The 19,455-nt window shown below is 54.5% G+C and carries 16 protein-coding genes and 7 pseudogenes; 7 read left to right on the top strand and 16 right to left on the bottom strand.

The genetic code is table 11. From position 1 onward, the window contains the following. Positions 1–76: 76 nt before the first annotated feature. The 4 genes and pseudogenes from QFW87_RS12890 to QFW87_RS12875 all read left to right on the top strand — a co-directional run. Complete coding sequence (locus tag QFW87_RS12890; RefSeq protein ID WP_283190681.1) at positions 77–736, top strand: SDR family oxidoreductase; 660 nt, start codon at positions 77–79, stop codon at positions 734–736. Then, positions 733–1,392, top strand: a complete 660-nt coding sequence (locus QFW87_RS12885; protein ID WP_283190680.1) for an NAD-dependent dehydratase — start codon at positions 733–735, stop codon at positions 1,390–1,392. Before QFW87_RS12890 ends, QFW87_RS12885 begins: the two co-directional genes overlap by 4 nt. Positions 1,393–1,478: 86 nt before the next feature. After that, positions 1,479–1,602 (top strand): annotated as a pseudogene (locus QFW87_RS12880) (flavin reductase); the annotation flags it as partial. A gap of 30 nt (positions 1,603–1,632) precedes the next feature. Beyond that, positions 1,633–2,154: pseudogene (locus tag QFW87_RS12875) on the top strand (IS5/IS1182 family transposase); the annotation flags it as partial. A gap of 173 nt (positions 2,155–2,327) precedes the next feature. On the opposite strand, the pseudogene QFW87_RS12870 reads toward QFW87_RS12875, so the two are convergent. From QFW87_RS12870 to QFW87_RS12820, 11 genes and pseudogenes are all read right to left on the bottom strand, one after another. Further along, positions 2,328–3,784 (bottom strand): annotated as a pseudogene (locus QFW87_RS12870) (aldehyde dehydrogenase family protein). 530 nt (positions 3,785–4,314) lie between these two features. Next, positions 4,315–4,755: an SRPBCC family protein gene (locus QFW87_RS12865; protein WP_283190679.1), complete on the bottom strand. Its 441-nt coding sequence runs from the start codon at positions 4,753–4,755 to the stop codon at positions 4,315–4,317. Between the two features lie 231 nt (positions 4,756–4,986). Further along, the gene (locus tag QFW87_RS12860) at positions 4,987–5,373 is read right to left on the bottom strand and encodes a nuclear transport factor 2 family protein (protein WP_283190678.1); all 387 of its coding nucleotides are present in this window, start codon (positions 5,371–5,373) and stop codon (positions 4,987–4,989) included. A gap of 59 nt (positions 5,374–5,432) precedes the next feature. Beyond that, positions 5,433–5,813: a nuclear transport factor 2 family protein gene (locus tag QFW87_RS12855; RefSeq protein WP_283190677.1), complete on the bottom strand. Its 381-nt coding sequence runs from the start codon at positions 5,811–5,813 to the stop codon at positions 5,433–5,435. 72 nt (positions 5,814–5,885) lie between these two features. Continuing rightward, complete coding sequence (locus QFW87_RS12850) at positions 5,886–6,629, bottom strand: SDR family oxidoreductase (RefSeq protein WP_283190676.1); 744 nt, start codon at positions 6,627–6,629, stop codon at positions 5,886–5,888. 72 nt (positions 6,630–6,701) lie between these two features. Beyond that, positions 6,702–7,805 carry an alkene reductase gene (locus QFW87_RS12845; RefSeq protein ID WP_283190675.1) on the bottom strand — a complete coding sequence of 368 codons (1,104 nt, stop codon included), beginning with the start codon at positions 7,803–7,805 and terminating at the stop codon, positions 6,702–6,704. A gap of 57 nt (positions 7,806–7,862) precedes the next feature. After that, positions 7,863–8,444 carry a TetR/AcrR family transcriptional regulator gene (locus tag QFW87_RS12840; RefSeq protein WP_283190674.1) on the bottom strand — a complete coding sequence of 194 codons (582 nt, stop codon included), beginning with the start codon at positions 8,442–8,444 and terminating at the stop codon, positions 7,863–7,865. 157 nt (positions 8,445–8,601) lie between these two features. After that, the gene (ggt, locus tag QFW87_RS12835) at positions 8,602–10,347 is read right to left on the bottom strand and encodes a gamma-glutamyltransferase (RefSeq protein ID WP_283190673.1); all 1,746 of its coding nucleotides are present in this window, start codon (positions 10,345–10,347) and stop codon (positions 8,602–8,604) included. Positions 10,348–10,533: 186 nt separating this feature from the next. Continuing rightward, the gene (locus tag QFW87_RS12830; RefSeq protein ID WP_283190672.1) at positions 10,534–11,793 is read right to left on the bottom strand and encodes a cation:dicarboxylase symporter family transporter; all 1,260 of its coding nucleotides are present in this window, start codon (positions 11,791–11,793) and stop codon (positions 10,534–10,536) included. Between the two features lie 113 nt (positions 11,794–11,906). Then, positions 11,907–12,332 (bottom strand): VOC family protein, encoded by a 426-nt coding sequence (locus QFW87_RS12825; protein WP_123364336.1) that lies wholly within the window; start codon positions 12,330–12,332, stop codon positions 11,907–11,909. Positions 12,333–12,450: 118 nt separating this feature from the next. Continuing rightward, positions 12,451–13,653: a pyridoxal phosphate-dependent aminotransferase gene (locus tag QFW87_RS12820; protein ID WP_283190910.1), complete on the bottom strand. Its 1,203-nt coding sequence runs from the start codon at positions 13,651–13,653 to the stop codon at positions 12,451–12,453. A 101-nt stretch (positions 13,654–13,754) separates the two neighbouring features. On the opposite strand from QFW87_RS12820, the gene QFW87_RS12815 reads away from it, so the two are divergent. Then, on the top strand, positions 13,755–14,633 hold the full coding sequence (locus QFW87_RS12815) for a LysR substrate-binding domain-containing protein (RefSeq protein WP_283190671.1): 879 nt from the start codon (positions 13,755–13,757) through the stop codon (positions 14,631–14,633). Positions 14,634–14,672: 39 nt separating this feature from the next. On the opposite strand, the pseudogene QFW87_RS12810 reads toward QFW87_RS12815, so the two are convergent. From QFW87_RS12810 to QFW87_RS12795, 4 genes and pseudogenes are all read right to left on the bottom strand, one after another. After that, positions 14,673–16,003: pseudogene (locus tag QFW87_RS12810) on the bottom strand (IS4 family transposase). Between the two features lie 119 nt (positions 16,004–16,122). Next, positions 16,123–16,308 (bottom strand): annotated as a pseudogene (locus QFW87_RS12805) (histone-like nucleoid-structuring protein, MvaT/MvaU family); the annotation flags it as partial. Continuing rightward, positions 16,308–16,643: pseudogene (locus QFW87_RS12800) on the bottom strand (DUF3833 family protein); the annotation flags it as partial. The pseudogenes QFW87_RS12805 and QFW87_RS12800, both read right to left, overlap by 1 nt. 19 nt (positions 16,644–16,662) lie before the next feature. Next, positions 16,663–17,214, bottom strand: a complete 552-nt coding sequence (locus QFW87_RS12795) for a chalcone isomerase family protein (RefSeq protein WP_283184308.1) — start codon at positions 17,212–17,214, stop codon at positions 16,663–16,665. 222 nt (positions 17,215–17,436) lie between these two features. On the opposite strand from QFW87_RS12795, the pseudogene QFW87_RS12790 reads away from it, so the two are divergent. Continuing rightward, positions 17,437–17,628: pseudogene (locus tag QFW87_RS12790) on the top strand (transposase); the annotation flags it as partial. Positions 17,629–17,810: 182 nt separating this feature from the next. Here the strand turns inward: QFW87_RS12790 and QFW87_RS12785 are convergent. Next, positions 17,811–18,590: a tetratricopeptide repeat protein gene (locus QFW87_RS12785; protein WP_283190670.1), complete on the bottom strand. Its 780-nt coding sequence runs from the start codon at positions 18,588–18,590 to the stop codon at positions 17,811–17,813. 352 nt (positions 18,591–18,942) lie between these two features. Here QFW87_RS12785 and QFW87_RS12780 point away from each other — a divergent pair, with 352 nt between their 5' ends. Continuing rightward, complete coding sequence (locus tag QFW87_RS12780; RefSeq protein WP_283190669.1) at positions 18,943–19,359, top strand: SRPBCC domain-containing protein; 417 nt, start codon at positions 18,943–18,945, stop codon at positions 19,357–19,359. Positions 19,360–19,455 lie beyond the last annotated feature (96 nt).

Below are 19,455 nucleotides of genomic sequence, written 5' to 3'. Positions count from 1 at the left end.
GGTCTATATCCACGACGTCTAAGACCGGAGTGGTGAGCACTACCCCGAAAGCCCACCCTAAGCAAAGGAATCGACGATGACCCAGGTATTTATTGTGGGCGGTGCCGGTAAGGTCGGTCGCCTCCTGTCTCAGCATTTGAATAAGCGCGGGCATCGGGCCTTAGCGCTGTATCGGAACCCGGATCAGACGGAAGAACTAAAGGCGTTGGGCGCTACCCCGGTGCTTGGCAGCCTGCTCGAATTCGATGTAGAGGGCCTGGCAGCACTTATGGCCGGCAGCGACGTGGTGGTCTTTTCTGCTGGTGCCGGCGGCAAGGGCGGCCCGGAGATGACCAACGCCATCGATGGCCTTGGCCTGGAGCTAGCGGTAATGGCGGCGCAGAAAGCCGGCATCCGGCGTTTCTTGCTGGTCTCGGCCTTTCCCGAATCGTTCCGCGGCAAGCAAGTTTCGGAGACCTTCGAGAACTATATGGCGGTCAAAAAGCTGGCCGACGTGCACTTGGCCGAAAGCGATTTGGACTGGGTGATTCTGCGGCCAGGCACGCTGCTCGAAAGCCCCGGCACCGGCAGGGTGCGCACCGGCTTGGCGATCCCCTACGACGAAGTGCCGCGCGAGGATGTAGCGGCCACGCTACTGGAGATCATTGAGCGCCCAGCCGTGAACCGGGTGATTATCGAACTGACCCAGGGCGACACCCCGGTGGGCGAGTCCGTGCAACGGCTCGCGCGTCCATGAGCGAGGCTAATCCACGTCTGGAGGGGACGACGCTGCTCCTGGTGGGTGCCACTGGCCTGGTCGGGCGTCACGTGCTCCAACTGGCGCTGACCGACCCGCGGATCGCTGCGGTGGTGGCGCCGACGCGGCGCAGCTTGCAGCCCCATGCCAAACTATCGACACCGCGCATCGATTACCAGCATCTCGATGAAGATGCGCCTTGGTGGCGCGCCGACGCGGTGATTTGCACTCTGGGTACCACTATTCGTACTGCTGGCTCGCAGGAGGCGTTCCGCCAAGTCGACCATGACTATCCGCTGGCCGTGGCGCGGCTTGCCTGCGCCCAGGGCACGCCGACCTATGTGCTTAACTCGGCGATCGGCGCCGACGCCGGCTCACGCTTTTTCTACAACCGGGTCAAGGGCGAGCTGGAGCAGGACTTGCGCGATCTAGGCTTCGACAGCCTGGCCTTAGTGCGCCCTGGCGTGATCGGAGGCCATCGCAACGAATTCCGTCTCGGCGAGCGGCTGTTGGTAGCTATGTTGAGGCTAGCGGGGCCGCTGCTGCCCAAACGTTGGCGGCTCAACCCAGCGGCCAACATAGCCCGGGCACTCCTTGACGCGGCCCTAGTGCCCCAGCCCGGCGTGCATATCGTGCCCGCCGAGCGGATGGTCTGAGTTTTTAACCCTTTGCACTGAAGTCACGCCGGCTACGGCCTGTCAGGTGTCCAGCAATGCCTTCAGTTCACTAAAACACCCTGATCGACACCTGGGTGTTCAGCGATGGCCACTGGCATTTCGAGACCGCCGATTCAGCCTGTCGAAGGCTGCATTACATAGCGGGCGGGCAAATTCTACGCTATCGGTAAGGCGATAGAGGCGACGGGAGCAATGTCCCACCGCCTGACGCCTAGAACGCGAGAAGCCCAGCGCGACGTCAAGCTGATGTGGCTAACCGGGCGTTAGATGCCAGACTTCAAGACCATTGCCAACTTCCGAAAAGACAACAGCAAAGGCCATTCGAGACATATGACGCCAGTTCGTTGCGCTGTGTCAGCAATTAGGATTATTCGGAGAAAATCTGTTCGCCATCGACGGCAGTAAATTCAAAGCAGTCAACAATCGCGACCGTAATTTCACCAGCGCCAAACTGAAGCGGGGGAATGGAGGAAATTGAATCGAGCATCAATCGTTACCTGGCAGCACTCGATGCTGCCGATCGGCAAGAGACCACGTCTTCGGAGCCAAAAGCCGTGCGGCTGGAGGAGAAAATCGCCAAGCTGAAGACGCAAATAAAGGAGCTTCAGGCGATTGAAATCCAGCTGAACGAATCGCCGGGTAAACAGGTCTCACTGACCGATCCAGATGCCAGCGCCATTATGGCGCGCGGCGGGAATCGTCGGCTACAACGTGCAGGCAGCGGTCGATACTAGAAGGCATGGCCATGCAAGCTCTGAGTGGAGACACACGGGCAGAACTAGAAAGAATTGCATCGGTATCTATGTCCCTGCTCCCCTCTAAAAGCGGATAACGAGCACTTGCCACAGGTGGATCGTGAATATCGCCCCATAAGCCCCTGGCCAAATCCAGGGGCTCAGAGTCGTTCATCCTTTTTACTTTTTGAACATGTAAGTTTTCGTATTGGTAAATCCAGCTAAGCCTTCAACACCGTTCTCTACTCCAAGGCCGGACAGCTTGTGCCCACCGAAAGGCATGTCGACGCCATGGACATGAATCTCGTTAACCCAAACAGTTCCGGTCTCCATTCGCTTGGCGACAGCAACTGCGGCATCTCGATCTTTACCCCAGACCGAGCCGCCCAAACCATAGGGTGAGGCATTGACGCGATCGATGACTTCATCGACATCGTCATAAGCAATGACGGGGAGCACCGGGCCGAAAGGTTCTTCCTGGACGATTCGGCTGGACTCAGGCGGGTTGTCCACGATCGTCACGGGAACAAAGTACCCTGACGCACTCGCATCCACGGTACCGCCTACTGCGATCTTGTATCCTTTCGCACGAGTGTCCTGAAGCAGATCCTGCAGCTTTTCATACTGCATTCGGTTCTGAACCGGGCCCAGCTCCGTGTCAGGGCTCATGCCATCACCAACCTTCACCGATTTCGCGTAGTCGACCAGCGCCGCAGTAAATTCGGCGTGGATGCTTGAGTGCACATATAGCCGTTTAACGGCCACACACCACTGCCCCGAGTTTCCAAAAGCTGCCCAGAACAGCGTTTTAACAAGCGGCCGCCAGTCTGCATCCGGAAGTACGATCGCAGCATCGTTACCTCCCAGCTCTAGCGTCAGCCGTTTCAGGTTACTCGCACCACTTGCCATCACTTTTTGCCCGGTCGCGGAAGATCCTGTGAAACTGATCTTTGCGATCGCAGGGTGTTCAGTCATGATCTGGCCAAGATGATTACCGCCTGAAACAATGTTTAAAACCCCTTGGGGAACACGTCCTGCGCGATCTCACCAATGAGCAGCGAGGTCAGCGGTGTATATGGAGAGGGCTTAACAACCATCGTATTACCGGTCAGTAAGCAAGGCGCAATCTTCCAAAGCGCGAGCAGTACCGGGTAGTTCCAAGGAGTAATTGCACCAACGATCCCCAAAGGGGTGTTGTGAACTTCGACTGTATGCTCAGGCGTATCCTCTACAACACGAGCTGGGAGCTGTCGTTTCGCGATCTCCCGCACCCAACTGATGGAATAGTCCACCTCAAAACGAGCTTGACTGTGAAGTGGCTTACCCTGCTCGAAGGTGAGCAATGTGGTCAATTGCTCTTTACGCTTCTCCAACGCATCTGCGAACGCCTCAATTAGCTCAGCACGCTGCTCCCACGGGGTAATTGACCAGCGCTTGAACGCAGCTGCCGCCGCATTAATCGCATCCTCCAATTGCTCTGCCGAAGCATCAGGTGCTTTGTATATGACCTGACCCGTTGCTGGGTTAAAAACATCGAAGGTCTTTTCTGAGCCGACCAATTGGCCGTTCACAGACAAGTAATAATTCTCGGGCAAACCCAGGTCTTTCAATGTTACAGCTTGCTGATTCGTGATCATGACTGCCTTCTTCGCATGTTGTCTTTATACGATGCCTACCATCAAGACCACGAAGTGCCTGGATCGACACTCACTGGCATTCTTGTATGACTTGGGCTTTGAAGGATTTTGAATAAGTGTTTCGTTGGCGCATGGTGATCCTAGCGTTAAGGGTAATTGCGTCCGCTTAAAAAAGCCGAGGACACGATTGCTCTTATCGCTTGTGGCGCGAGGCTCTGGTAGGTGACTTGCCCGGACGCTTACGATCATACCGGTGATATTACTGATCTGTGCCATACGACTATCAAGCAACTGCACGCTGGAGGACGAGCACTCGACTAATAGCTACGTCGGCGCATGGAAATCCTGGCGTTGAGGGCTATCGCGTCCGCTTAAAAATATGCGGACAGCATCGTCCTTAATGCAACACCCCGCTTCGGCTAATGCTTAGTCAGCTAAGCTGACTGGCATTAGCTTCCAAGGGCCCTTTTGCATTCAAATTTAGATAGCTCGGTTAGCCAAGACTCGACGTTGTTAGTGCCGTGAAATGTTCAATGCCGGATTAGAAATAACTGAAGACTATTATGACCATCGACGATCAGACCTAGCATTAACTCTTGATAGACTTCAGCGGTATTTAGGTCTTGTAGATCGAAGCTTGCAGACCAATTGATGAACGTCTTGGACTGCCCTGTAAGTGAGGCCAATTTCACAGTGGCGACATAGTTATCAAGCGGTAAAGGGGCTTCCTCGAAGCGGTAGCACAACGTTAAATTGCGATCATCGACCGATAACAAACGCTCCCTGACAACTGCGCCATCGGCCAGTGTGAGTTTACGAATACAACCAACCAATCCGTCAGGTTGGTTGTCCTCAATACTGCTTTCGACAATCGATGGATGCCATTTATGAATCTCGCCAAATTTCTTCAACACGCTCCAAACATGTGCTGCATCGCCGTCTAAGACAGCAGAAAACTCAACAATCGACATCGTGTATCTCCTTTCAAATTATCTACTTTGGAAACAGCTAACCTCGGCTCAAATACAGCGCACGGAGGTGATGATGTGAACACCCGGTTTCTGCTCAAGGGCTGACTCAAGCAGCACCAGGGCGATCCGCGACGCGGGATTAAGTTGCCAGCGAACGGGTAACAATCTTCCGGCCAGGCCCAGAAAAACGACCAGTGCTCGCCCACCCAACCGCAGTTCGTCGCGCGATGCTCACCCCTCGAACTGGTGATAAACCTTGGCGATCACCTTCCAGGTGCCGTCAATTTTGATCAAAGTCAGGTAGTCGTTGTAATCAGCGCCGATCGCATCCTTCTCCATGTCGACACGTACCACGGCAGTCGTGGATGTGATCGCCAGCACGTCGACTCGGGTAGTGATTTCGGGGGCATCACCGTTCTTCTGAACGAAATCAAACAGATTCTTGATCGGGCCGCCAAGCAGCTCACCATTAGTGAAACCGTACATCACGGCGTCTTTATGGAAAGCTTGCGCAACGCCTTCTGCGCTGCCCACACGCAGACCTTCAACGTACTGATTGGCGGTAGCGATGACAGCGTTGTACTCGGAGGTTGGTACTGCCTTGATGTTCTTTGACATGGTTCTCACCTTTCATTGGGGACGAGGTGCAGCACACCTCGCGAGAAGCGCTCGAGCGATCAAGCGCTCGGGTGGGTGTGGTAAATCTTGCTGACGATCGTCCACTTGCCTTCTACCTTCAGCAGGTTGAAGAAGTCGGTGAAGCGAAATCCCGAAACGTTGTCGGTATCGACGCGAGCACTGGCCGCAGTGCCCACGATGTCGATGCGAACAATCGCGGCTTTGGCTTCGGGAGATGGACGGAAAGAGTTGTCGATGACGTCGTACAAATTCTGGATCGCGCCGCCGACGAGCTTGTCGCCGTCGACCCCAAACATGGTGGCCTGCTCGTTGAACGCGGGCTTCATCAAAGTGCTGTCAGCCTTTGCACCACCTTCGTTGTACTGTCTAAGTACGTCGACGATCGCGTTGTATTCCTGGACGTAAGTTGGATTGCTCATGATGGACTCCTGATTGAAAGATTTTCCGATTACCCATCAGGTCTGGATGGGCGCAGCATGGCCAACCAACGATCACCAATCCTGGCGAGTCGGCGAGATAATCAGATCGTTGACGGTGACGTTTTCCGGCTGATTGAGCGCATAAATCACGGCACGGGCGATATCGTCGGGCGCAATGGCAATCCGATTCAGTTCCTGAGCCGCCTTGCGCCCTTCGGGATCACTAACCTTGTCCGCCCAGCCGGTATTGATGACGCCGGGACTGACGGTGTTGACGCGGATGCCATGCTGCACGCCCAACTCCTTTCGCATGGACTCGGTCATGGCCTGGACGAAAAACTTGGTAGCGCTGTAAACACCCGCCGCCGGCCCAACCTGGTGACCTGCGACAGAGTCCATGTTGAGAATCTGCCCGGACTTCTGTTCCAGCATGAATGGCAGTACCGCAGCAGTAGCGTTGAGGTAGCCCTTGATGTTCACATCGATCATCTTTTCCCAATCCTGCACGGCCAGATCGACCCAGTTGGAAAAAAGCATGAGACCGGCGTTGTTGACCAGGATGTCCACGGCACCATAGGTATCTTGTGCAAACTTCGCGAGAGCTTTGGTTTGATCCAGATGGGTGACATCGGTAGTGAAAGCGACCACGTCGCTCCCTGCCACACGCAGCTCGGCAACGAACGACTCAAGCCCTTCCTGATCAAGCGCTGCTGCCACGACGCGGACGCCCTGTGCGGCCAATGCGCGGGTGGTGGCAGCACCAATGCCGGAAGACGCGCCAGTGACGATTGCTACTTTGTTTTGCAGATAATTCATGCTCAGTACCTCATTACGGTGAATGCTGTTGCGACGGACTTCTCCCGCGCCTGGCTGGCGCAAGGGCACGACTCAGTAGCTTGCCGTTGGCCAATCGGTGTAGCCCTTGGCACCTCCGCCGTAGTAACTCTCGCGCGGAGCGATAGTGAGCTCGGCACCACGACGCAAGCGCTCTACGAGGTCTGGGTTGGCAATGAATAAGCGGCCAAACGCCACGGCATCAATCCGCCCTTGCGCCCGCCGCTCCAGCGCCATCTCCAGGTCATAGTTGTTGTTGCCAATGAACGGCCCTTCGAACTGCGCACTCAGCGCGTCCAGATCCACACCTTCGGGAACGGTGCGAGAGGTGGCGGTGGCGCCTTCAACGAAGTGCAGATAGGCCAAGTTGAACTTGTTGAGCTGCTGAATCAGGTAGCCATAGGTCTCCATGACGTTGCTGTCAGGAGGGGTATTGCCTGCGTCAGGAGTCACTGGCGAGAGGCGGATGCCAACCCGGTCACTGCCCCAGATCGCAACCACTGCTTTGGTGACTTCGAGCGTCAGCCGAGTCCGGTTCTCGATGGAGCCGCCGTACTGGTCAGTGCGCTGGTTGGTGGAATCACGCAGAAACTGGTCGAGCAGATAGCTGTTGGCAGAATGGACTTCCACACCATCAAAACCGGCTCGCTTTGCATTTTCTGCCGCATGCCTGTACTGCTCGATGATCCCCGGGATCTCTGAAGTCTCAAGCGCCCGAGGCATGGACACTTCGACCATGCCATTGTTGGTGTAGGTGGTACCTTCGGCCTTGATTGCCGAGGGAGCTACCGGCGCCTCGCCGTTTGGCTGTAACTCGACGCTGGAGAAGCGGCCTACGTGCCATAGCTGACTGACGATCTTGCCGCCTGCCGCGTGTACCGCGTCAGTGACTTTTTTCCAGCCTGCCACCTGTTCTTCCGACCAGATACCAGGCGTCATCGCATAGCCGCGGCCCTGAGCAGAAATGTTCGTGGCCTCGGCGATGATCAGGCCTGCGCTGGCACGCTGGGCGTAGTAAGTGGCATGAAGCTCATTGGGTACGCCGTCATCTCCCATGCGGCTGCGTGTAACAGGGGCCATGACAATACGGTTTGCCATCTCAATGGCGCCCATCTGCACGGGCGAAAAAAGGTCAGTGTTACGTCTGCTATCAAGCATTCTAAATACCTCTAATATTAGACCGGTCGTCTAGCTTACCGGTTAAAAAAAACGCCCCTATGTAAGCAGACGTTTACTCGTGATCAGTGCGGTTTCAAAAGGGGCCGTGGTCTGCTTGACCTTGACCAGCAGCGAGGCGCCAAGCCATAGCTGATACAGCGATTCGGCTAATGTCACCGCGTCCAAGGTCTGCGAGATGGAACCATCGGCCATGCCCTGCTCAACACAACGCGTGATCCGCTGGATGATCAGAGTGGTGCCTTCTTCCAGCACTGTGCGCATGTCTTCCGACAAGTCGCAGACCTCAGCGCCGAGTTTCACCACCAGGCATTTCTCCTCGGGGTGATCGAACGCTTGCGTCTTTGCCCAGTAGTGCAGATAGCCCAGCAGCCGCTCGGCTCCGGTTCCTTCTGCGGCCATCACGATATCGACGCGCCCAATGTACTCCTGAAAATATTCTTCAAGCAGCGCCTGGCCGAATTCCTCTTTCGAACGGAAGTAGTGATAGAACGACCCTTTGGGTACGCCAGCGGTTGTCAGAACTTCCGACAGCCCCACGGCGGTGTAGCCCTTGTTGGTCATCAGCGACTTCGCTACATCGATGATGTGCTGCCGCATGTCTTGGATAGGTTTCTTCATAGGATAGGAAGCCTACAGAAAACTAGACCGGTCGTCTAGTGAGGTTTTCCCAATCTAGAATTCTGCTATCCCTCAAATCGCCAAGTCTCACCTCAGTGCCCGACGATGGAAACGGAAACCGTTGCTCAGATCGAGTTATTTGTTTGGAAAGGACGAATTATTTGACCAGCATCGTTACCCCCCTGCCCCTCGGATCTGTCACCGGTTCCGGGATACCGCCATTCACCTTGATCGCCTGAATATCACCATTGAAGCCCTGGTTGACTAGGTTGTAACCCTTGGCGCCGAGATCCCTGGCTAACTGCCCCGTGATCGGAGAGTAAGGCTCCCAAAAAATGGTATTTGCCGGCAGCAATTGATGATGAAAGCGCATCGCGCTAACGGCATTTTTCAGCGGCAACTTGAAGTCGTAGATATTGCTCACCACCTGGAAGATCGACGTAAAAATTCTAGGGCCACCCGGCGTGCCAATGACCAATGCGACTTTTCCGTCCTTCAGGAAGATGGTCGGCGACATTGAGGAAAGTGGTCTCTTTCCGGGCTCAATCGCGTTGGTGTCATTACCGACAACCCCCAACTGATTGGGCACTCCGGCAAGGGCTGAGAAGTCATCCATCTCATCGTTGAGCAGTATTCCGGTTTTATTGGCAACCACTCCAGACCCGAAGAAGCCATTCAATGTGTAGGTGTTGGATACCGCGTTCCCCCATTTGTCGACAATTGAAAAATGCGTCGTTTCCGGTTTTTCCGGGAAGGTAATCTTCAAACCTGCGACTACTTTGCTGGTGTCTGAGGGAGCCGCAACACTCACTTCCGCCGCACGCCGCAATAGATAATTCTCATCCAGCAACTGTCTTACCGGAACCTTGTAGAAGTCGGGATCGCCCAGGTACTGCGCTCGGTCGGCAAACACTCGCTTTTCGATTTCTGCGACCAGATGAATGTACTCTGGCGAGTTCAACGGCACGCCACTAAAATCTGCGTTGCGCGCTTCTTTCATCTTCAATAACTGAACCAGAGCGATACCACCGGAACTGGGCGGTGGCGCGGTCACCACCTGGAAACCATTCCAGTTTGCCTGTATCGGCTCTCGCCAAATTGCCTTGTAGTTCCGCAGGTCGGCTTCGCTGATAAGTCCGCCATGCTCCGCCATATCAGCAACGATTAGTTCGGCTGTCTTGCCGGAATAAAAACCTGCAGCACCGCGCTTCGCGATTCGTTTCAATACCGCTGCCAGTTCAGGCTGCTTAAAGATCTTGCCCGACTGCAACGTACCAAAATGCTCAGAGAAATTGGTTTTTCCAGCGAATCGCTGTTTGTTTTCCGTTGCCGCCAAACCGGCTAGCATTTCATCAACTTGAAAGCCCGCGTCTGCATAGCGGATTGCCGGCGCGACCAGCGCCTGCCAGCTGAGTTTGCCAAGACGCTGATGGGCTTCCCACAGACCGGCGACCGTACCTGGCACGCCCACGGCCTTGTGGCCAAGCACGCTGCTCTGGGTGCTATCAGCCGGGATCACTCGTCCATTGCCGGCGACGAACATGTCCTTAGTCGCCTTGAGCGGTGCCCGCTCGCGGTAATCAAGGAAATAAGGCTTACCCTCGTGATAGATCGTCATGAACCCACCACCGCCAATGTTGCCAGCTTCCGGATATGTAACGGCTAAAGTGAATGCAATGGCCACCGCCGCATCGATGGCATTGCCACCTTTGGCAAAGATGGCTCTAGCTGTTTCAGCCGCATAACGATCAGGTACTGCCACCGCAGAATGGGTCAACAGATGCGATTTAACAGTGTTGCCTGAAGTGGCCTGAGCATTTCCCACGGACAGGAAGCTGGCAAGTAAAACCGCACACAACAAAGCAAACTTACGATGTGAATCGGAAAAATATTCTTTACGCATAAAGCACCTGATTTTTTTATTCTTAATAGGCAGCAAAACGCGGAAATCCGAATTGATGTAGTTAAGAAAAATCTAACTGCACAGCTCAGAACCCGGCAAAGTGAACACACATGAAAACTTATTATTGAACGACGAAAACAAGAAGAGCCAAAGGCTTTTTATGGCCGTTGGCTCCTCTCTGACTAGCTATGCTTTCTCTGCTACCAACTCAGCTCTTGAAGGCTCAAGAGCTGCTTTTTCCCATTTAGCGATTACCAATGGTGCAATTGCATTACCCAGCACGTTCAGCGTGGTTGTGCCGCTATCAATAATCCTGAAGATCCCTGCAATAAGCGCTACCCCTTCCAATGGAAGACCGGCAGACGCCAACGTTGCAGAAAGAATAATGATGGCAAATCCAGGTACCCCGGCAGCACCTTTGGAGGTCAACACCATTGTGACCACCAGCAGAATCTGCTGAGAAAGCGACAGGTCGATACCATAGAGTTGAGCGACAAAAATCGTAGCTACCCCAAGGAAAATCGATGCGCCATCCAGATTGAATGCATAACCGACCGGAACCACAAAACTGACGATGCGGCGCGGAACACCATAACTCTCCAATTTGCTCATCAACTGCGGCATAACCGCTGCCGATGCGGCACTCGAGAACGCAAGGATCAGCTCATTTCGGAAATACTTGATCAGCTTGAAAATGTTCTCGCCGATCAGATAGCAAATACCGCCGAGTACCACCAATGCAAAGACAATCAGCGCCAAGTAGACCACACCAATCAGCTTGAGCAAGGGCAATAGCGAGGAAAAGCCAAAGGTCGCAACGGTAGCGCCGATCATGCCAAATACGCCTATTGGCGCGTAAGCCATGACGATTGAGACGACTTTGAACATCGCATCAGAAAAACCCTGGACGACTGCGACCACTGGCGCGCTTTTCTCTCTAGGTAGCGAGTTCAAGGCCATGCCGAACAACACAGCGAAGAACAATACCGACAACAGCTTCGCCTCTGACATCGCTACAAAGACGTTGTCAGGGACGATGTTCTGCAAGATAACGAGGGCCCCCTTAGAAGGCTCCATGTTGATCGATGCAGCGCTATGCGTAATGCCCGAAATATCAGTGCCCGTTCCGGGCTCGAAAATATTCGCGAAACACAACCCCATAACAATGGCCAGCCCCGTAATCGCAAAGAAGTAAGTCAACGACTTTACGCCCATACGGCCAAAAGACTTGTTATCTCCGCCTCCTGCGATGCCGAGAATCATGCAACAGAACACAATCGGAACAACAACCATCTTCATCATCTTGATGAAGATATCGCCAAGTGGTTTCAGAATTTCAGCACTGACCCACGATTGATATTGCGGATGGGTATTGAAATACCAACCGACGAGCACGCCAAGCAAAAGCCCGGCAACTATTTGCCACACCAAGGGAATACGTTTCATGTCTAGCCTTCTTGTTGGAATGAAAGGACTGCGTACATGGCAGTTGCTAGAGTCATGAGCTTCCAGCTCACTTGAAATCAAATGGCACAACAATGTTGTGCCAAGTACCTTTATTATTTTGCGAAGAGTTGGCTCATGTCCTTGAAGGCCTTGAATTCAAGTGCGTTACCGCATGGGTCGAACAGGAACATCGTAGCTTGCTCGCCAACCTGCCCTTTGAAACGAATGTACGGTTCGATCACAAACTCAGTGCCGAAGGACTTCAAGCGTTCTGCCAGTGCCTCCCATTGCTCCCAGCCCAGGATGATGCCGAAGTGCGGAACTGGCACGTCGTGGCCGTCTACCGGGTTGCTATGGACACTCTCTTGCGAAGCAGTCTTTGGATGTTCATGAATAACCAACTGGTGGCCGTAAAAGTTGAAGTCGACCCACTGTGTGCTGGAACGACCTTCTTCCAGTCCAAATACTTCACCATAAAAGGTGCGTGCGCCAGCGAGGTTGTAAACAGGGATTGCGAGGTGGAAAGGCGAGAGGCTCATCAGAACTCCAATTACAGTATTTTTGTTTGTGAAAAACGGAACAGCGTATTAATGCCGCCCGACGGTTCTGCGCACCGCCCACAACCTTTAGCGTTTTGGGCGGAAGTGAATTCAATAATTAGCTCAGTTGCTCGCAGGCCAAACGTATGCGCACACACGCCTGCTCAAGTTGTTCAGTGGATGTCGCAAACGACATCCGAAAATATCCTTCAAGACCAAATGCGCTGCCAGGCACTACCGCAACTCGCGCCTGCTCAAGCAAATAGCGGCAAACATCCGTGTCATCGCTTAGCAACCGCTTGGCAGGTGTTTGGCGATTGATTAGCTCCTCACAGGAAGGAAACAGGTAGAACGCACCCTCCGGTCGACGACAGGTCAAACCTGGAGTGGTTTCCAGAGCATCCAGGCAGAGATCTCGCCTTTGCCGGAATATTTGATTTCGGCTCTCTAAAAAATCTAAAGGCCCGTCCAGTGCAGCCTGCGCCGCCGCTTGTGCAATGGAGCAGGGGTTGCTCGTGCTTTGCGACTGCAGAGTGGACATCGCGGCAATAAGATTTTTCGGGCCTCCGGCGAAACCGATACGCCAGCCCGTCATGGAATACGCCTTTGAAACACCGTTGACGGTCAGTGTTCGGTTGCGCAGTGCAGGCACCTGAGCCGCAATGGTGTTGAACTCCCAGCCGTCGTACCGCAAGTGCTCATAGATGTCGTCCGAAAGCACATACACCTGCGGATGCCCCAACAGCACGGCGCCTAACTGCTTCAGTTCCATGGCCGAGTAGCCGGCACCGGTCGGGTTGCTCGGAGAGTTCAAAATGACCCATTTCGTGCGGGGGGTTATTGCGCGTTTAAGCTGAGCGGCTGTGATCTTGAAGCTCTGGTTTTCCGGGCAACTCACTTCCACTGGAATGCCACCGGCTAGCCGTACCATGTCCGGATAGGAGACCCAGTAAGGCGCCGGAATGATCACCTCATCGCCATGATTTAAAGTCGCCAGCAAAGCATTGAAGATGATCTGTTTGGCACCCGTGCCAACACTGATTTCCGACGAGTCATAATCAAGACCATTCTCGCGTTCGAACTTACGCACAATGGCGGCTTTCAGTTCCGGCGTACCATCGACATCAGTGTATCGGGTCAGGCCTTTGTCGATGGCAAGCTTGGCAGCCGCGTTGATATGATCGGGCGTTGGGAAGTCTGGTTCGCCTTGCGACAGGCCGATGATATCCACGCCTTGGCGCTTCAGATCTGCCGCTTTTCGAGTGATGGCAAGCGTCGGTGAAGGCTTTACAGCTTGCAGAAGATTCCCCAGCAGTTGCATACCCTGACCCTTATTGTTTTTGAGGTTGGGTCCATCGTAGAACTGCAAGCCGAGTAAAAAAATCAATATATATTTCTTAGAAACACAATTATTATTTGTGAATGATCAAAGAACTCAAGACACTCATTGCCGTAGCACGGGAAGGCACTTTCGCCGCCGCCGGGAACAAGATCGGTCTCACCCAGGCTGCAGTAAGTGCCCAGATTCAGCGTCTGGAGGCTGAGCTCGGCTTCGAGATATTCGACAGAAAGGGACGCTCGGCCCACCTCAATAGAATGGGCCACCAGACACTCCTGCAAGCGCAAGAGCTGCTTCGCCTTTACGACAATCTGGGTTCCACCACGGTCGGACTTCCTGCGAGCGTCTTGGTGAACATCGGTGCTATCGCTTCCGTGCAGCGATCCTTTTTACCGGACGCACTCGCCAAGTTTCACCAGCAATGCCCGCAATGCCGCACACGTGTAATCCCGGGGCTATCGATGGAGTTGGTCAACCTCGTGGATGCCGGCGAAATCGACATGGCCGCAATCATCCGCCCACCCTTCTCGCTTCAAAGCGATCTGCGTTGGACGACCTTGGCGCTTGAGCCCTACCGTCTGATCGTGCCGCGTGAGCTGCCGGGAGAAGATTGGTCAGAACTACTTTCCAGCCAACCGTTCATTCGGTATGACCGATCATCATTCGGAGGCAGACAGGTAGATCGCTTCCTGCGGCAGATGCATTTCACCTTGCGTGAAGTTTGCGAGCTGGATGAACTGGAGGCCATTATCAAGCTGGTTGAAAATGGTGTCGGTGTAGCTCTAGTGCCGCAGACAGCAACCCATCAGGAATGGCCCGCGGGTGTAAGAGCACTCGACCTAGGACAGCACACCTTCCATCGTGATATCGGGCTAGTACATAGGTCTCGGCAGAGCTTTACCGAACCGGTGCGGATACTGGCCCAACTTATTAGTGAGCAAGTTAAGACCGACTCTGAATAAATCCACACAGAAAAAAAGACCCTTCTTGGGTAATGCCAGTCAGTTAAGCTGACTGGCATTTTTCTTTCTGATCGGATATTTCGGTGATTTGAGCCTTATGGCGCGGGGATAAATGCGCTCTTCCCGTCGATGCGGCAGAACATAATGCGGGGCAGAGGCGTGCAGCTCGGCCAGATATTTGGGGATGTTCCCGGAACGGTCGGCCGAAACGCTGTTGATAAACCCTAAAATTGCCCAAGTACACGCGGTAAAGCTCATTTCGCACGGGTAAATACCTGGACAGTGGCGGCTCATTTCCACCATCTGGTAGCGCAGCAGGTTGTAGCCCAGCAACACACCCCACAGTTCCTGCTCGATCATCTCGGGCGTCTTGCTACGCAATGTATAGCTGCTGTTGAGCAGCGTCTGTTTCATCTCGCGAAACCCTAATTCGATCTCCCATCGCTGGCTGTACAGGTCGACGATTTCGTCGGACGGGAAGCGTAGCGGATCGGCCATCGACGTCAGGATCTGACAAACCTTGCCCTTGACGGTTTTGCTCAGCAATCGCGCGGTCAGGCGCTCCGGCAGCCCCGGCCATTGCGTGCGGGCCTGCGGCGAAGTGCTCAACGAGACCACAGCGTCCTGGCGCCCCAAGCGCTGAGTCACTTCGTACTGCGCACCTTTGCGCAGTGGCATCAGCCAATGGCGCTCGGTGCCGGCTTGCTGCCACTGGTGCAGCAAACCCAGGGAATAAAAGCCGCGATCGAACAGGGTCAACGAGTGATCGGGCGTGGTTTCGATCAGTTGTTCCGCCAGCTTCATTTCGCTGCTGCGGTAGCCGTCAAACGCACTGCCGATCAGCAAGTGGCTGGTCACTCCATTTGGCAGACCATGCGCACCTGAGGAAAACCAGTGTCGCCATGCTGGTTGCTGGCGGAGTCGTAACGCGCACGGTTTTCGGGGGTATCGGGTGTTCGCCAGACGACGCCGTCGACACCCAGTAAGCGCAAACCGGCCCAAGTCGGATGACCGACCGCCTCATGCCAACTTTTCTGAGTCAGATCGAAGACCTGTCGTACAGCTTCGCTGCCTAATCGCTGACGGGCCTGGACTACGGCGCTGGGCGCCACCAGCGGACGTTGTCCCGGCAGCATGATGATCATGCGGCTGACCACATCCCAGGCCGACATGCGGCGAAAGAACGCCATGGAGATCACGCACCAAAGCATCATTTCCAGCGGCAAACGCCGCTTGCGCAGGGTCGCTACGCCGGCCTGTTCAAGTGCCTGCTCGACCAAAGATGGATCGAGTAAAGAATCCAGTCCCTCGATTGAGTTAGGGGTGGAGGCGATATTGTGGGTCAGTTCCAGGGCCCAAGCGAGACGCATAAAAAAATCCGATGCCAGTACAGGCATCGGATTTTGATTTCTTGCGGCCAAAGGTCAAGCAAGAGGGCTTAACTGATCGGCATTACCCTTCTTGGGCCTTTTTTGTACTCAAACCAAACTCACTTGGTCAGCCAGGAGGACTCGACAGAGTCAGAGCCGTATTTCGCTTTCCATTCCTTCAGCGTTTTGTGGTTGCCGCCTTTGGTTTCGACGACTTCGCCGTACTCTGGATTTTTGTAGACCTTCACCTGGCGTGGCGTGCGCGTACCCAATTGCGACTGGACAGCTGGAGCACGACGACCAGCGCCTCGCCCACCACGTCGCCAGCGGTTCCGCGCCATTGGCCGTGGCTAGGGCCAACAGGGGTTAGCGTCCACACTCGTTTTTGCTTAGTACCATCGCTGTAAGTAAATGATTCGTCGAGTATCAGTCTGCTACCTTCGGAGTGGCCATTGATCTCCACGTGGAAGCGCTTGGTGACCTCGCCTGAACGCTTTTGAAACATACCCCAAGCTTCGACCCGGCCCTCGAAGAATTCGCGCAACTCAAGCTTGGGCGTCTCCTGGCTGTAGGTATGCACATCTACCCGGCTGCAACTCGCAAGGCCAATGCATAGCAGCATTATCCATATCTTCAACATGTGCATTTGCTCAACGACCTCAGGGTTTAGCTGCGCCCAGCAATTGGGCGCGCAGCTCCGGGTTACGTGTTCGGGGGTCAAGCCAGATCGCAAAAAAGGCTTTGGCGAACGCATCATCCCTCACCACATGCTGTAGGTTCTCGCCGACGTAAAAACGTGCGCCCTCTCCAGGCATATAGACTCCGGTGATGCGGTCACCTGCGCCCACATCGACAAACGCTTGCTGCATTTCCCACTCCCAGCGAGCCATCAGCTCTGAATTCAGGGAGTTGGGTGACAGGCGACGGATTTCCTTGATGCTGGCCTCGACCAGATCATCGCGACTAATAGCGCGACTGTAGGTCAGCTCCAGCGCAAAAGGCACATCTGCACCCAGCGGTTCACCGGCAATCAGGCGTGGGCTCCAGAAATGCGCGCTGTAGATGGAGAAACCAAATACTCGCATATCCCCGCTACCCAACAGACGAGCATCGGGTAAAGCCTCACGCCAATCAGCAAATAGTTCTGCACTCTGGAGCATCAGAACAAGACAGATAACGCGGCGGATTAAGCGATCCGTCTGCATAGTCATGCAAGACCTCAGTAAAACTCAATGGGCGCCTTTAAAAGTTATACCAAATTATTATTTTGTACAGCTAACGTCTCAAACTGGGCTTGCCCCCACAAAAACGGACGCCAACGCCTTGTTCAAATAATGCTATTGCCAAGCGCCTGAACTCCCTCGGCAAGCGACAATTGAAAGCGTTGTGCAGACGCTGCTCCTTGTAGTCTTCGAATCGCAGCGACACCTGTGTACGTGCGCTCTAGCCACGAACGTAAAAAGGTCGAAATGTTGTTTGCCCACCTCAAGCGCATCCTGAAATTGGATAGCCTGAGACTACGTGACATGAGTCGAGCGACCGATGAGTTCAAGCTGGCCGCCGCGGTGCAGAACCTGCGACGGCTGGCCAAATTTACATCTCAAGGGCCACCGGTCACAGGATAGGCGCGCCTGCACTAAGCAAAAAACCTCAAACCAACCCAATAATAGAGCAGCAAAGGTCAATGAAGAGCTGAGAAACCTTTCAATGTAGTGAGTAGGTTCTACGATGGTGGTCGTGCCTGAGTTCAGGCCAGCTAAAATCCCACCTTTTCAACTAAATAGGCCACAAGTAGACACTCGGAAACTCAACCCCGCACCAAATAGGCCCCTGACGGAACCCGATATCGCAACTTCTTGCATTTGCCGGGTGCGGGCTGATGCCCTGGCGGGCGACCAGGAAACCAGATTCGGCATTTCCCCGGAGGCGGCATATGACCGCGGGGAATCTCAACTTCATCGTATGCGGGCTCTGGCTCGACGGAAGCCATTTGCAATTTTCCTTCGGGCCCAGGTCTGCCAGCCGTCGGTGAATCCGATACCCAATCTGCCTTTGTGCGGGCGGAGTTGCCAGCGTCGCGCCCATTGCCCGGAGTGGATTGTTCGGCAACGGCCGTTTCTGCTTCGCGGCGCCTTTGGGATTCCTCTTTTTGGGATTCCTCTTCCAGCCCCTTCTGTACTGCGACCAGATTCTCTTTGGCTATGGGTGGAGTACTCGAAGACTGGGCCTGCTGCGCCGCCTGGATCAATTGGAAGTTGCGGTTGCGTAGCTCGACGTTGCGCCCAACCCGCATGTTCGAGCGCGCCGCCAACGTTTTAGCCTGCTGGTACTGCCCCTGCTGAAGACGCAACACACCGAGGTAATGCAGCGTCGCGGGATTGTTCGGCTGGATATGCAGGGCACGCTCCAGCGTGGCAGCGGCCTGATCCAACTGTCCACTTTCATACTGCCGCGAGGCGGTTTCGATCAGGGTGGTTGATGCGCTGTTACTTTGCGTTGGCGCTCTTCGCTCGGCAGCAACCGAACAAATCGACACGACAGCGCAGAACACCAGGATGAGACCCGGCAGAAAACTCTTGGATGGCATCAGAGGGCGGACTCGACTGATCTCGGACGGAACTGCCGTAAAACAGACCACAGCGCTGCTCGGCATTTCCTATACAGGGCCCCAATTGACCTGACTGGCACCCTGAAGTTCCCGCTGCAACAGCCGTCGTAACCAGTATCATTTTTTTTATGCAACAACATCCAAGCGTGATCCGTTGCTGCACTTCACGCTGGGGCAGAAAACGGCCAATAGCCGCCATTTCGGGAGGCGCTATCTAACACCGCTCAGTGCTGACCCAGCAAGGGCAACGCATTAATGTTGTGCTTCACCGATGGATTCAATCGTCATTCAGTGCTTCCATTCGCTGAACTAAAGAAATGGTCATTACATTATGAAAATCAACATCGAAACGAGCGTTGCCGCTCCCATCGCTGACACTTGGCAAGCTTTCAACAATCCCGAGGACATCGTGCAATGGGACGCCTCTGACGATTGGCACACCACTAGGGCATCGAATGATCTGAAGGTTGGCGGGAAGCTGTTGTTGCGCATTGAAGCCAATGACGGCGGTCTGGGATTCGACTTCGCTGCCACCTACACGCACATAGAGCTAAACCGACTGATTGAATTTCGAGACAACGACGGCCGCGTGGTTCGATTAGATTTTGTCGAATCTGACAAGGGCGTCACGATTCGTCAGACCTTCGACGCCGAATCAACACAACCGGAAGATCAGCAGCGCGAGGAATGGCAAATCGTCCTTAACCGCTTCGCTCGATACGTCGAGCGGCAATTCACCACGGAGTAACAGCGAAGTCCATAGAGGCCGCACCCGATCACTTAAAACTTCGCGTACTCGCTCATGCCTCGCAGTAGTCTCCCCGCTTCCGGCAGCGGGTTGGAA

This window comes from Pseudomonas sp. PMCC200344 (genome assembly GCF_030053095.1).
Classification (GTDB): domain Bacteria; phylum Pseudomonadota; class Gammaproteobacteria; order Pseudomonadales; family Pseudomonadaceae; genus Aquipseudomonas; species Aquipseudomonas svalbardensis.
The sequence above is the reverse complement of the archived record's forward strand: the minus strand, read 5'-3'. Positions and strand labels throughout refer to the sequence as shown.

Coding starts and splice junctions, on each gene's coding strand:
- QFW87_RS12890 (WP_283190681.1), top strand. CDS start 77: ATGACCCAGGTATTTATTGTGGGCGGTGCCGGTAAGGTCGGTCGCCTC.
- QFW87_RS12885 (WP_283190680.1), top strand. CDS start 733: ATGAGCGAGGCTAATCCACGTCTGGAGGGGACGACGCTGCTCCTGGTG.
- QFW87_RS12865 (WP_283190679.1), bottom strand. CDS start 4,755: ATGTCGATTGTTGAGTTTTCTGCTGTCTTAGACGGCGATGCAGCACAT.
- QFW87_RS12860 (WP_283190678.1), bottom strand. CDS start 5,373: ATGTCAAAGAACATCAAGGCAGTACCAACCTCCGAGTACAACGCTGTC.
- QFW87_RS12855 (WP_283190677.1), bottom strand. CDS start 5,813: ATGAGCAATCCAACTTACGTCCAGGAATACAACGCGATCGTCGACGTA.
- QFW87_RS12850 (WP_283190676.1), bottom strand. CDS start 6,629: ATGAATTATCTGCAAAACAAAGTAGCAATCGTCACTGGCGCGTCTTCC.
- QFW87_RS12845 (WP_283190675.1), bottom strand. CDS start 7,805: ATGCTTGATAGCAGACGTAACACTGACCTTTTTTCGCCCGTGCAGATG.
- QFW87_RS12840 (WP_283190674.1), bottom strand. CDS start 8,444: ATGAAGAAACCTATCCAAGACATGCGGCAGCACATCATCGATGTAGCG.
- ggt (WP_283190673.1), bottom strand. CDS start 10,347: ATGCGTAAAGAATATTTTTCCGATTCACATCGTAAGTTTGCTTTGTTG.
- QFW87_RS12830 (WP_283190672.1), bottom strand. CDS start 11,793: ATGAAACGTATTCCCTTGGTGTGGCAAATAGTTGCCGGGCTTTTGCTT.
- QFW87_RS12825 (WP_123364336.1), bottom strand. CDS start 12,332: ATGAGCCTCTCGCCTTTCCACCTCGCAATCCCTGTTTACAACCTCGCT.
- QFW87_RS12820 (WP_283190910.1), bottom strand. CDS start 13,653: ATGCAACTGCTGGGGAATCTTCTGCAAGCTGTAAAGCCTTCACCGACG.
- QFW87_RS12815 (WP_283190671.1), top strand. CDS start 13,755: ATGATCAAAGAACTCAAGACACTCATTGCCGTAGCACGGGAAGGCACT.
- QFW87_RS12795 (WP_283184308.1), bottom strand. CDS start 17,214: ATGACTATGCAGACGGATCGCTTAATCCGCCGCGTTATCTGTCTTGTT.
- QFW87_RS12785 (WP_283190670.1), bottom strand. CDS start 18,590: ATGCCATCCAAGAGTTTTCTGCCGGGTCTCATCCTGGTGTTCTGCGCT.
- QFW87_RS12780 (WP_283190669.1), top strand. CDS start 18,943: ATGAAAATCAACATCGAAACGAGCGTTGCCGCTCCCATCGCTGACACT.